Origin of the sequence: Candidatus Erwinia haradaeae, from assembly GCF_900698855.1 — a bacterium.
In the GTDB taxonomy this organism is placed as follows: Bacteria; Pseudomonadota; Gammaproteobacteria; order Enterobacterales; family Enterobacteriaceae; genus Erwinia_E; species Erwinia_E haradaeae_F.
In genome coordinates this window covers 59,384-73,591 of record NZ_LR217698.1, presented here as the reverse complement: position 1 = coordinate 73,591, position 14,208 = coordinate 59,384, and the positions used below count along the sequence as shown (strand labels likewise).

Sequence of the window (14,208 nt, the reverse complement as noted above, 5' to 3'; positions counted from 1 at the left end):
GTTTAATCAAAAAAATATCATGATAACAGCAATAATATTGCTATATAATTTTAACTGACACAAAATAAAGATATAATGTTTCTAAATAAAAATTTAAATATGAGTTAACAACTCATACAATATTACTTTTAAAGAAAGTTGCATCTATAATAAATAAATTATATTATTATATTATTAGAATCATTGCTTGAATTACCCTTATATGCCGAAGTGGCGAAATTGGCAGACGCAGTTGATTCAAAATCAACCGCTGAAAGGCATGCCGGTTCAAATCCGGCCTTCGGCACCATCACATCATCTCATCAAGAAGAACGTAAAATCGAATACAAGCAATAAACCACAATATTAATCATTAATCAAACTAAAAATAAATCAGTACTGTTCATATCCTTGATATTATCAATTACTATATTTCCTAATCTAAATCAATTAAATACTTTCGTAAAAAAAGAATATGGATAAAACATACAACCCAAAAGATATTGAACAACCTATATATGAATTTTGGGAAAAACAAGGTTATTTCAAACCACATGGCGATATTACGCAAGAAAACTTCTGTATTATAATGCCACCGCCAAATATTACTGGCGTATTGCATATGGGACACGCCTTCCAACAAACCATTATGGATATAATGATCCGATACCAACGAATGCAAGGGAAAAATACCCTCTGGCAAACAGGAACCGATCATGCCGGAATCGCTACACAAATAATCGTAGGAAACATGATTTCAGAAGAGGAAGGAAAAAACTTTCAAGAGTATGGACGCGATGCCTTTGTTAAAAAAATCTGGGAGTGGAAAAAACAAGCTAGTTTTTCCATATCCCAACAAATGCGTCGATTAGGTAACTCAGTAGATTGGGAACGCGAACGATTTACTATGGATAAAGGTTCATCATCTGCTGTCAAAGAAGTCTTCGTTCGCTTATACAAAGATAAATTGATTTATCGCCGTAAACGCTTAGTTAATTGGGATACAAAATTACAGACTGCTATCTCTGATTTAGAGATAGAAAATATAGAAAAAAAAGGCTTTATATGGTATATCCGATACATGCTCTCGGACGGAATTACAACTAATTGTGGTCAAAGATACATAACTATTACCACTACACGACCAGAAACAATATTAGGCGATACTGCAGTGGCTGTCAATCCTTCGGATCAACGCTATCAAGACTTAATTGGCAAATTTCTTATTGTACCAATTGTTAACCGTCGCATTCCAATCATTTCCGACATGCATGCAGATCAAAAAAAAGGCACTGGTTGTGTAAAAATTACCCCAGGCCATGATTTCAACGACTACAGTGTCGGATCTCGTCATAAATTGCCAATGCTTAATATCTTAACATTAGATGGAAAAGTGCGCGACCATGCTCAAGTTTTTGATACAGAAGGTAAAAAATCTAATATTTACGATCCAATAATTCCATTGGAATTTCGTGGATTAGAATGCAAGTTAGCTCGTAAAGAAATTCTTAAGGCTTTAGATAGCCTTGGATTAATAGATGAGATTAAACCACATCATCTTACGATTCCGCATAGCGAACGCAGCGGTGTAGTAATTGAACCTATTCTTACCGAACAGTGGTATGTACATACAAAACCATTAGCCAAAATAGCAGTAGAAGCTGTAAAAAGTGAAAAGATCAGATTTGTTCCCAAACAATATGAAAACATGTATTTCGCTTGGATGCAAAATATTGAAGACTGGTGTATTTCGCGCCAATTATGGTGGGGACATAGAATCCCAGCGTGGTACGACCAACATGGCAATTACTATGTCGCCCGCAGCGAACAAGAGGCTCGAAGAGAAAATAATCTTAGCTCAGAAATCGACCTCACCCAAGAAGAAGACGTATTAGATACTTGGTTTTCCTCAAGCCTTTGGACCTTTTCCAGCTTAGGGTGGCCTCTTTCTACTGCAGACCTTCAGACCTTCCACCCAACCAGCATCCTAGTAAGTGGATTCGATATTATATTTTTCTGGATTGCTAGAATGATCATGCTCACCATGTATTGTGTTAAAAACTCTAAAGGGATGCCAGAAGTACCGTTTAAAACCATTTATATCACCGGACTAATACGTGATGAAAATGGAAAAAAAATGTCTAAATCTAAAGGTAATGTTATTGATCCACTAGAAATGATTGATGGCATTTCTTTAAACGAAATGATAAAAAAACGTACAGAAAAAATATATAAACCCAAAATAATAGATAAAATTCGTACGATAACTCAAAAGCAATTTCCACATGGTATTAAACCATATGGCGCCGATGCATTACGATTTACATTAGCAGCCTTAACGTCTACTGGTCGTGATATTCACTGGGACATGAAGCGCTTAGAAGGTTATCGACACTTTTGTAATAAATTATGGAATGGAAGTCGATTTGTCTTAATGAATACTGTAGACAAAGATTGTGGCTTTAATAAAAGCGACATGATATTATCAAATCCAGACATTTGGATTCTTAGTAAATTTAATAATACAGTAAAAGCCTATCACAATGCAATGGAAAACTATCGCTTTGATTTAGTGGCTAATATATTACATACATTCACATGGCACCAGTTTTGTAACTGGTATTTAGAATTTACTAAAGTCATACTCAATCATGGCTCTGAAACGGAGTTGCGAGGGACTCGAAATACACTAGTTTACATACTAGAATCCCTGCTTCGCTTAGCACACCCAGTTATTCCATTTATAACTGAAAACATCTGGCAACGAATTAAAATCATACGTAATATTAGCGATGCAACTCTAATGTTGCAACCAATACCCCAGTTCTCTACGAAATTAATCAACGAAGTAGCTATAAAAGATATTGAATGGGTAAAAGAAGCTATTATCGCAACACGAGATCTTCGTAAAATAGTTAATCTTTCTCCAGATAAATCATTAAATCTTCTTATTCGAAGCCAAAATCAAGATGTTTTTCGTCGTATAAATCAAAATCTTCTACTACTAAAAAACCTATCACGTCTAGATAAACTTACCCTTTTAAAAGAAGGTGAAGACACATCAAAAACCTACAGTAAACTTATCAATGATGCTGAGCTACTCATATTCAATCACCATACCACAGATTATTCGATTGAAATAGAAAACCTCAAAAAAGATATTATCAAACTCGAGATAACTATAAAAAAAATAAATTCTAAATTAAAAAATAAAGGATTTATAACTCATGCTCCATCTTTAATTATATCACAAGAGCAAAAGCGCTTACGAGAATTAGAAATAGAAAAAGATCGACTAATTAACAAACAAATGATGATGTTATCATTATAAAATAAAATTATATAGCTTATGCCTTTAATGTAATTTTGTCTTCGTATAAGACTACATCATTAAAATTAAACCTCATATAGACAAAACGCCTATATAATACAACTATAATCAATATTCATTAATATAAATTATAAAAAAGAAAATATCCGCAGAAATATATAATTAAATAAAACTATAAATCACATTATTCAATCAATTTTTCTACAATCACCAAATTCTATAATCATAGAAAAACTATATTTTATCACCTCCCTTTTCATAGACAGAGTTACGAACTAAGATCATGGAAAAAATAGATATTAAAATTTTAAATTTACAGATAAATAAAAAGTTTTCTCTTCCATTTTACGCTACTAATGGTTCAGCTGGTCTTGACTTAATGGCATGCATTGAACATTCCATGGTACTACAGGCTGGTAGTACCACTTTAATACCAACAGGTATAGCATTGCATATTTCAAATCCTAAACTAGCAGCTATAATATTACCAAGATCTGGACTTGGCCATGCTCATGGTATTGTTCTAGGTAATTTAGTAGGGTTAATTGACTCTGATTACCACGGAGAGCTGATGGTCTCGCTATGGAATCGAGGTACTAAGCCTTTTGCAATTGAACCAGGAGATCGTATTGCTCAAATTGTCTTTCTTCCTATTGTACAAGTAGAATTTAATCTAGTTCAGGATTTCCAAAAAAGTGACCGAGGAACAGGTAATTTTGGTCACTCTGGTCGCTAACAGTCATGTTCCGAAAAATTAAAATCTATTAATTAGCCTCTTTAGAATTAAATGACTGATCAATATTTAATACTCATCAACTTATTCTGTATAAATCATACTTTTAAAAATTATCTTCTTCTAGAAGATATAGAAAAAGAACACTTTTTATATAACATTCAGATAATAATATGACATACATCAAATGAATATTGTACTGAAAGTAATGATAAAACCTGTTACCGAAAAATTCTATAGAACATTGAATATTAAGAACAATGTATACATCTAATATAGTGTTATCTTTCTAATCTCTTAAAATGAGATAGATATATCAATATTTAATAATGTCGAAAAATCTTCATAAAACTTTAACAGATCATAGAATAAATTACTCTACTTGAACCCGAACACCAATCTTAAGAATTTCATTATCTGATTTCTCTGCAACTGTCCAAATCATATCTTTCCACTCAATCTGATCCCCAACAACAGGAGCGGCACCAATAATACCAGAAACCATATCACCAAGTGTTTGCTCAGTATCTGTCTCATGATCTAGTACAATTCCATAAATTTTTGCAACATCCTGCAGTCTAGCATTTGCTTCCAAAATGAAGTCACCAAAAAATCTCTGATCTAATGAAATCGGAGGTGATTGACTAAATAACTTACCAAGAGCAGCAAGATCACGCTCACGACCAATTACACATAGTACATCATTTTCTTTAAGACATGTACTACCAGAAGGATGAAGCAAGCGATTATTACGAAAAAGTGCTGCAATGCGAGTATCATAAGGCATGCATAAATTACGTAAAGCAACACCGATGCACCAGTTATCTGCACTCAATTGATATATGATCTGTTCCCATAAACTTTCAGGATGAATATCTAGCCCAATCCTAGAAATAGGAGATGCTAAAGGTGGTACGATGACCCGCGCTCTACGCGCAGCCCAACTTAAAGATGTACCCTGCACCATTAGTGAAACTAAAACAACAAAAAAAGCAATATTAAAAAATAATGCCGCCTTAGGTAGACCAGCCATCATAGGAAAAACTGCAAGAATAATTGGCAATGCGCCCCTTAATCCAACCCAGCTAATAAACATTCGTTCACGAATATTAAAACCACGAAAAGGTGATAAACAAAAAATAATTGAAAGAGGTCGAGCAAACAAAATAAGACAAAGAGATAATAGTGTAGCAGGTATAGCTATATGCCAAAGATCACGAGGATTAACTAATAAACCTAATACAAGAAACATGCCAATTTGACTTAACCAAGCCATACCATCAAAAACCTGAAGTATGCCATGACGATTACGAATCGGACAATTTCCAAGAATAAATCCACACAAATAAACTGCAAGAATACCGCTACCTTCTAAAGTTGTGGTAAGCGCAAAAACAAAAATTCCAGCACTTACTGCCAAAAGTGGATAAAGACCACTAGCCAAAGAAACTCGATTAATAATCTGAACTAAAGACCATCCCCCGCCTAATCCCAAAAAAATACCTAATCCAAATTGCTGAATAAGGTGCAATACGAACATCCAACTCAATGTGGTTTGCCCATTCTGCAACATCTCAATAAGAGTTATAGTTAAAAACACAGCCATAGGATCGTTACTTCCTGATTCGATTTCTAGTGTGGCACTAACTCTTTCATTCAGACCTTTTCCGCCTAAAAGTGAAAACACTGCCGCAGCATCTGTAGAACCAATAATAGCTCCAACTAAAAAACCATTTAACAAATTAAGACCAAAAAGCCATGAAGCAGCTATACCAGTTACCCCTGCAGTAATCAATACACCAATGGTTGCCAATGAAAGAGCTGGTCCTAAAGCTACTCGAAAAGAACTAGCCCGTGTTCGCATTCCTCCATCTAACAAAATGACAGCTAAAGCTAAATTACTAATAAGGTAAGCTGCTGGATAATTATCAAATGCAATACCTCCGATACCATCTGTTCCGGCCAGCATCCCAATAAAAAGAAAAATAACAAGAATAGGAATACCAAGTCTTGACGATAATGAACTTAGCAAAATACTTGCAGCTACTAACACTGAACCTATAATAAAAAGACTATAAATTGCTCTGGATTCCAATAGATACCTCTCCAGTTAAAATCGAATAGTTGTTTAATATTTCATATATTGTTTAAATTATAAATTTCCCTAATATCTTATATTCAGAACTAAAAAATAATAAGAGAAAAGAAAAAAATAAACCAACTGGATCACTAAAGTTCTTAGATTATCATTGTACTAAAAACCTAGAACCTAAATTATTTTTAGGAAATAAAAGGGGAAACCTTCATATTATATAAAAAAATAAAATCTAATAATTTTGTATCAATAACTGATAGTTAATCTTTACTCATATAAAAATCAAAATACTTATCTTTTTAATAAAAAATCTAAAATCAAATATTTAATTCAGTCTTTTAATACATTACTCGACATAAGCATTTAAAAATTATTAATAACATGCGTGATTCATAATGATATAATATGTCTTTTAACTCAATTTAAAACATAGAACTTTTAAAAAACTATCCAATCATCTGCGTCTTTTCTTACAAATATTACAAAATAAATAAAAAAATAATGATAAAACACAATAAATATATGTAGGTATCTGAATAATAACTAGCCCTCTTATGCTGACTCCATAACAAGAACTTCTTAAGCTATCAACGCTTCTTGTGTTATTAGTCTTCTCCACATAAAAGCTACTTAGCTCTAAACTGTATTCTACAGTTCAAATCTAACTAGAAAAATAATTATACTTACATAGACATCTGATGACTTCTTGAAACAAACTACGTAATCTTTAAACTAAGATCATACTCCTCTAAATATTATTATGAATCTATATAAAATGTCATTAAAATAGATCGAAAAACGACATTTAATACAATAATCATATAAAAGAAATATAATACTCAAACCTCTTTTATTATATAATCATATTAAGCACAGCTCCCCTCTAAATACTGATTGTTACATGTATTCTTGAAAATAAAAAGCCGTGCCATCTATAACCTTATTAATATTATGTACAAAACAATACACTATACATGCTATTTATATACTCAGTATTGCTCTTTTAGGCAGGATTAATAATGGCAATAAAATGCTCAGATCATGTTAGAATTTGTCAAATCACTAGCTTTCTTCTAATATTTACGGCACTATTTTCTATCTTTCCATTACATTTACTACCCTGTTTTTTATCTGGTTTTATTGTATATGAAACTATTCTAGCTCTAACTCCTATAATTGAACGATTAGTTAAAGGCCCGATTGCTCGATGGATCAGCATTATGTTTCTAAGCATGTTGGTCATATTGACATTAGTCGCAGGGATTACCAAACTCATTACCTTTCTATTGCATGATTTCCAAAATCTTGCTTCCTTTCATCTTACTGCTAACAAACTTCTAGAAGATGCCAAACATACACTTTCCCCTATTATAGCCCGTTATCTACCTTTAGATATTAATGACTTACAAGCACAGGTTGCAGAATGGTTGCGCAAAAATCTCGTTACGCAAACTTTTGGTACAAATACAGCACACATCTTTGCTACTATGTTAATAGGAATGGTGCTAGGAGCAATCATTTCCCTGCGTAATGACAGCATTCAACGCCCTAATGCGCCATTAAGCTCTGCAATACTTAATAGATTACGCATTTTAAGCAAAGCATTTCATAATGTAATCTTCGCGCAAATTAAAGTCTCATTAGTTAATACCGTATTAACAGGAATCTTTCTTTTTGCTGTACTTCCTATATTTTTACTACATTTTCCCTTTTCTAAAACTATTGTAGTGTTAACTTTTTTCTCTGGATTGTTGCCAATAATTGGAAATTTAATCTCTAATACTGCAATTGTGCTAATCGGACTTTCTATCTCCCTAGAAGCTGGAATCATTTCCCTAACTTACCTTATACTTATTCATAAATTAGAATACTTTATTAATGCACAAATTTTTAGCAGTCGTATTAATGCTGAAACTTGGGAAATTCTATTGGCTATGCTCATTCTTGAATCGACTTTTGGCGTATCTGGTGTAATCGCAGCTCCAATTTATTATGCTTATCTTAAAGCTGAATTACGTAATAGTCATTTAATATAAAATATCTACATATGACTATGTCATTTATACCACCTAATAGAACTCATGTATTCTATTCTTGATCATAAACCTATAAACGATTTTCTAAAAAATTTTTATAGAATATTGATATCAATATCAAAGTTTAGTTTTATACATATAATGTATTAACGTGTTCAATCAGCTAAATACTCTGACTAAATAGAGAGTTATTTAAATTTTTAAATATTTTGACACAAGAAATAAATATCATAATAATATTAAAATGTAAAAGTTACCCTTATGTCTAAACATATTCAAGTTAAGCCAATGAAATATAAAGCCATTGCTATTGATCCAAAGCATCCAAATCAGTTTATTAAAATACAAAAACCTACACTTAATCTGAATCCACATGATCTTTTAGTAGAAGTTAAAGCTATCTCCGTAAATCCAATTGATCTTAAAATCCGTCAAGAATCTCAAAAAAACAGTCTGAAATACCCACGTATACTTGGTTGGGATGCAAGCGGTATTGTTTTAACTATAGGAGATCAAGTAAAACATTTTAAACCAGGTGATCATGTATTCTACGCTGGTGAATTAAACCGTTCTGGAAGCAATGCCACGTTTCAATTAGTAGATTCACGCATTACCGGCCATAAACCAAAAACACTCAACTGGGAAGAAGCAGCTGTAATCCCCTTAACAGCCTTAACAGCATGGGAAGGTTTATTTGATCGTCTACATATTAATTATAGTGATCAAAATAAAACATTACTTATTATTGGCGGAGCGGGTGGAGTAGGCTCACTAGCTATTCCATTAGCAAAACTCTACAGCAAAGTACAAGTGATCGCTACTTCTTCACGTGAAGAGTCGCTAAAATGGTGTCTCAATCGCGGAGCTGACTTAGTTATTAACTATACAAATATGCCGGTAGAACTAAAAATCCATGGACTAAAGTATGTGGACTATATTTTTTGCTTAAACGATATCGACACTCACTGGTCTGCAATTAGTGAAATTATTTCTCCTCAAGGTCAAATTTGCACTATCGTATCCAATAATCACCCTCTAGATTTGTCAGTGCTTAAACTAAAAAGCGCAGCATTACATTTTGAATTTATCTATACTCGAAGCCTTTTTACTACTTTAGATCTTCCTTCTCAAGGAGATATTCTTAATATGATCTCAAAAAATTTAGACGAAAAAAAACTAACCTCTTCACTAAATACAACTCTATATGGATTAAATATAGAAAATCTCTTATATGCACACCAATTAATACAAAACGGTCATGTGTGCGGCAAAATAGGCATCGTATATTAAACTATAATCTTCCACTGTAAATCACGATTTCAACCTAAGGGAATAATATTTTCAAGAAAAACTATAATTTTTTTTAAAAATCCGCTTAAGTTGAAATCAACAACTTCTTACACTAATTTAAAATAAACTATTTTATTTAAAAATAAAGTATCTAGATATAAATCTTTAAAATAGATTAAAATTGTATTTATTAATAACTATAAATTTACTTCTATCTCTTAGAGATAGATCAATTTTTGTGATCATCAAAATATAGCCACAAATCTTCAAACCAATAAAATTATAAATAATAAACATAATAAGCTAATAAAAAATTCTCTTATATAAAATAACTCATTATAATCATAATAAATACTTGCTTAAATAAATGAATAATTTATTAAATATGAAATTTTTTTATATTTTCTTATTTTATTATCATTTAGACTATTCTAAATTTAATAACTAAATGACATTTTAATAAAAAACATAGATTACAATTAATTTTATAAAAAACACCAAGTTGCATAACATATACATTATTATTAGCGAAATAGAATATGCTCTAAAACATACCACTCAAAGACATAACAGAATATAGCTCATCTTACTTAAATTAGATGATAATCCTTACGAGGCGCTCGTTTATAATCTATGCGACATATAATTTATCTTAACATATAATTAGAATAACTGATTAGAATAACCTGCATCTATATTGACTACTTTTTAGTACTCCATCAATTATTAATTGTAGAATTAATTATGTATCACTAAGTAATTACTTTACCTCACAGAATAATGTTTTAAAAAACATGTACTAAAAATATTATCCATTTTTAATCACTGTAAAAAATTGATCATCATCTATAATTCAAGATAAATCTATGCTTCACTAGAACATTCTAAAACTATGAACAATATACTAATGCAACCCACACTGCTATTTTACGATTATGAAACTTTTGGAAAAAATCCATCATTAGATCGACCAGCGCAATTCGCTGCTCTGCGCACTGATATTAACTTAAACCCTGTTGGAGACCCAAAAGTAATATATTGCCAGCCTGCACTGGACTATCTCCCGCAAGCAGAAGCTGTTCTAATTACAGGTATTACACCACAAATTGCTTGTGAACGCGGTATTAATGAGGCTCAGTTTACTAAACAGATTTATAAAATATTCAATATTCCAAATACGTGTGTCATAGGTTATAACAATTTGTGTTTTGATGATGAAATTAGTCGAAACCTCTTCTATCGTAACTTTTATGATCCTTACTCCTGGAGCTGGAAAAATAAAAACAGTAGATGGGACCTACTAAACGTAATAAGGACTTGTTACGCCTTACGACCACAAGGAATACAGTGGCCTCTAGATTTAGATGGTTTGCCTAGCCTCCGTCTAACAGAACTTACTCAAAAAAATGGAATCGTACACCATCATGCTCATGATGCTATAGATGATGTCTACGCTACAATTGAGCTAGCTAAACTCATCAAAAAAAAACAACCGAGGCTCTATCATTTTCTATATCACTATAGAAATAAAGCTCAGCTTAACACATTAATTAATATACGAGAAATACAGATACTAGTACATGTTTCAAATACATTTGGTAAAAAACGTAAATATACGAGCTTAATTGCTCCACTAGGATGGCATCCGAAAAAACAAAATACATTGATAGTCTGTGACCTAAGCAAAAATATTGCGCCCTTATTTGAAACAAATTCAAATGAATTACGTACAAAGCTCTATAGGTGTCATAAACACTACGATGAAATCTCTACCATGCCCCTAAAGCTAATCCATCTTAATAGATGCCCAGTAATTGCACCAGCCCATACATTACGAGACTTCGATGCTCAGAGAATTAATATAGACATCAAGGATTGTTTAAATAATTTTAAAAAATTACAACAACATCCTCAAATAAGTAAAAAAATTATTGAACTATACTTAGAAGAACCACCAATACTACAATTAAACGATGTTGATGCACAGCTTTATAATGGTTTCTTTAACCAAACAGATCAATCTTCTATTAAAATTATACGCAACACTAATCCAGAAACATTGTCTAGTCTACGTCTATCATTTCATGATGAACGACTGTCAAAATTATTATTTCGCTTTCGAGCCCGAAACTTTCCTGAAACTCTAAACACTATAGAAAAAAAAATTTGGATGGCGCAACGTCGCTCCATCCTTACTCAAAAATATTTTAATCAATATATAGAAAAGATCCATACTCTATTAGATCTCAATAAATGTAATCAAAATAAAATGAAAATCCTAGAAGATCTTTTATCTTACGCAAAAGAACTTCAATGGTATATACACTCAGATAGTTATTCAATATAAGACATCATATTACAACATACATTTTAAATTAATAATTTCACTCTAGTCAGAACAACGAAGAAGCTTAATAAACAAACTAACAAAACCAACACTATAATCAATCATAATGTTATTACATATATCACGCCTATTCCTTTTTTTCTAAAAATATATTTAGAAATAAATAATCTAAGACACTAGAAAGTCAATATAGCTATATAAACATATAATTGTGTGAATCAAAATATACTGTAACTTGTAATTCACACATTAATTTAATACAAAGTGTATATCCTTAAATAGTCAAGGAAACCAATATTTTGAGTAAAATATTATATTTTATATATGTAGAGCCACATGTGATAAATCACATAAGACAATCTTTCATGCTTTTAAAAAAAATCACACTAATTACCTTAGATATTAAAAATAATATGGACTAGTTAACAACAAACTGAAAATAGTCTACAAGACGTAGAATAAATATATAGAAACAATCAAAAAAGAATGTATTCTTATTACAATTATCTTTGTACAACATTAAACTAATTCTAATAGCTCAGCTAAGTAAAATAATTTAATTATTATAGATTATAAATATATAATGAAATTTGAATGATAAAATATCTGTCACCATATCATTGGATCCCTGCTTAAAAGAAAACATTTTCTAAATTAACATAGTTCTGAATACAAAATCATCTAAGCATACATCAATACTCAGTGTCTATTGTAACTGACCCATTACATAAAATTTTTTATTTTAACTAATATTTTCTATATCTGAGGTTTTTTTGAATAAAAAATTAGGATTAAGTGCTTTAACTGCACTAGTTTTAAGTTCCATGCTAGGTGCCGGTATTTTTAATTTACCGCAAAATATGGCAGCCGTCGCAAGCCCAGCAGCTCTTTTAATAGCCTGGAGTATTACTGGGGGGGGGATCATTCTTTTAGCATTAACATTGATTTTTCTAAGAAAACTAACACCTAATCTAGACGGTGGTATTTTTATTTATGCTCAAGCAGGTTTTGGTAATTTAATTGGATTTTGCTCCGCATGGGGATATTGGTTATCTGCTATTATTGCTAATGCAGCTTATCTAGTTATTATTTTTTCTTCTATAAGTATTTTTAGTGACTCCTCAGACTATATTGTCTTCGGAAATGGTAATACCTATTATTCTCTCTTAGCGTCCTCTCTTCTATTATGGCTAATTCACGCATTGATTGTACGAGGAGTCAAAACTGCGGCAAATGTTAATCTTATAGCAACAATTGGTAAACTTCTTCCTCTAGGATTATTTATTGTACTAGCTAGCATTAATTTTCGATACAGTTGCTTCCAGTTTGATTTCATCGGCCAAGCGCTAGAAAAGCCAATTTGGCAACAAGTAAAGGATGCTATGCTGATTACACTTTGGGTATTTATTGGCATTGAAGGCGCAGTAGTCATGTCAGAAAGAGCGCGCAATAAAAATGATATTAGCTCGGCTACATTACTAGCGGTTCTGGCTGCATTAGCTATTTATATACTAGTTACACTTATATCTTTGGGTGTTGTTTCACGAAAAGAGCTAGCAATGATGCATAATCCCTCTATGGCTGGATTAATGCATCACTTAATGGGATACGGAGGCACTATTATTATAGTAATTGGCCTAATTCTTTCAGTATGTGGAGCATATCTAAGTTGGACAATCATGGCAGCAGAAGTTCCCCTCATTACTGTAATTAACAAAAGCTTTCTTATGCCAAGTCTAAGTCTTCGTAATGTTCATGGAGCGCCAACTATCTCTCTATATCTCACCAATGCTTTGGTTCAAATCGGACTGATTCTAATTTACCTTACTAATTGTGACTACAATGTTCTCCTTACTATTGCATCAGAAATGATATTATTACCTTATTTATTAGTAACCATGTATCTTTTTAAAGTAGCATTAAGTTTAAACAAACCAGCTATTACTATCACGGCAATCGGTGCAAGTATCTATGGAATTTGGTTATTATATGCATCAGGACTTACCAATTTTCTTTTATCGCTTTTACTATACTTACCAGGTATACTAGTTTTTTACTACAATCACTGGACTAAAAAGGAGCTATAAAAACTATTTCATTAGAAATTATTCATTAAATTAAGACATCCATCGTATAACGATGGGATGTTTATATTTAACAACCACACTCAAAAATAAATATCAAAAATTACTTAAATTCGTATTTTACAAAATTAATAAAACATTTACCTATAAATAATTATTTTTCTCGAATATCTTACTTTATTGAATTTAAATTTATTATTCGCTATATCTACATCATGATCTTATAAGTCAATATGATTCAGTCATAATTCTGATAATAAAATAATTTTTTAAAAATTATTAATATTCATATTCAAAAATCTAAATAAATTAG

At 31.5% G+C, this 14,208-nt stretch carries 6 protein-coding genes, 1 tRNA gene and 1 pseudogene; 7 read left to right on the top strand and 1 reads right to left on the bottom strand.

The window, feature by feature from the left end:
* Positions 1–204: 204 nt before the first annotated feature.
* The 3 genes from HACICURT3053_RS00230 to dut all read left to right on the top strand — a co-directional run bounded on the left by HACICURT3053_RS00230 (position 205) and on the right by dut (position 4,046).
* Positions 205–289 (top strand) — tRNA-Leu (locus HACICURT3053_RS00230).
* A 165-nt stretch (positions 290–454) separates the two neighbouring features.
* Complete coding sequence (locus HACICURT3053_RS00225) at positions 455–3,310, top strand: valine--tRNA ligase (protein WP_157991770.1); 2,856 nt, start codon at positions 455–457, stop codon at positions 3,308–3,310.
* Between the two features lie 280 nt (positions 3,311–3,590).
* Positions 3,591–4,046 (top strand): dUTP diphosphatase, encoded by a 456-nt coding sequence (dut, locus tag HACICURT3053_RS00220; RefSeq protein ID WP_232037558.1) that lies wholly within the window; start codon positions 3,591–3,593, stop codon positions 4,044–4,046.
* Between the two features lie 370 nt (positions 4,047–4,416).
* Here the strand turns inward: dut and HACICURT3053_RS00215 are convergent, their stop codons facing one another.
* On the bottom strand, positions 4,417–6,138 hold the full coding sequence (locus tag HACICURT3053_RS00215) for a potassium/proton antiporter (protein WP_157991768.1): 1,722 nt from the start codon (positions 6,136–6,138) through the stop codon (positions 4,417–4,419).
* 1,019 nt (positions 6,139–7,157) lie between these two features.
* Here HACICURT3053_RS00215 and HACICURT3053_RS00210 point away from each other — a divergent pair.
* From HACICURT3053_RS00210 to HACICURT3053_RS00195, 4 genes and pseudogenes are all read left to right on the top strand, one after another.
* Complete coding sequence (locus HACICURT3053_RS00210) at positions 7,158–8,174, top strand: AI-2E family transporter (protein ID WP_157991767.1); 1,017 nt, start codon at positions 7,158–7,160, stop codon at positions 8,172–8,174.
* Positions 8,175–8,462: 288 nt separating this feature from the next.
* Positions 8,463–9,464, top strand: a complete 1,002-nt coding sequence (locus HACICURT3053_RS00205; RefSeq protein WP_157992282.1) for a zinc-binding alcohol dehydrogenase family protein — start codon at positions 8,463–8,465, stop codon at positions 9,462–9,464.
* Between the two features lie 892 nt (positions 9,465–10,356).
* Positions 10,357–11,811: an exodeoxyribonuclease I gene (gene sbcB, locus HACICURT3053_RS00200; RefSeq protein WP_157991766.1), complete on the top strand. Its 1,455-nt coding sequence runs from the start codon at positions 10,357–10,359 to the stop codon at positions 11,809–11,811.
* Positions 11,812–12,584: 773 nt separating this feature from the next.
* A pseudogene (locus HACICURT3053_RS00195) lies at positions 12,585–13,874 on the top strand (basic amino acid/polyamine antiporter); the annotation flags it as partial.
* Between the last annotated feature and the right edge of the window lie 334 nt (positions 13,875–14,208).

Coding starts and splice junctions, on each gene's coding strand:
- sbcB (WP_157991766.1), top strand. CDS start 10,357: ATGAACAATATACTAATGCAACCCACACTGCTATTTTACGATTATGAA.
- HACICURT3053_RS00210 (WP_157991767.1), top strand. CDS start 7,158: ATGGCAATAAAATGCTCAGATCATGTTAGAATTTGTCAAATCACTAGC.
- HACICURT3053_RS00205 (WP_157992282.1), top strand. CDS start 8,463: ATGAAATATAAAGCCATTGCTATTGATCCAAAGCATCCAAATCAGTTT.
- HACICURT3053_RS00225 (WP_157991770.1), top strand. CDS start 455: ATGGATAAAACATACAACCCAAAAGATATTGAACAACCTATATATGAA.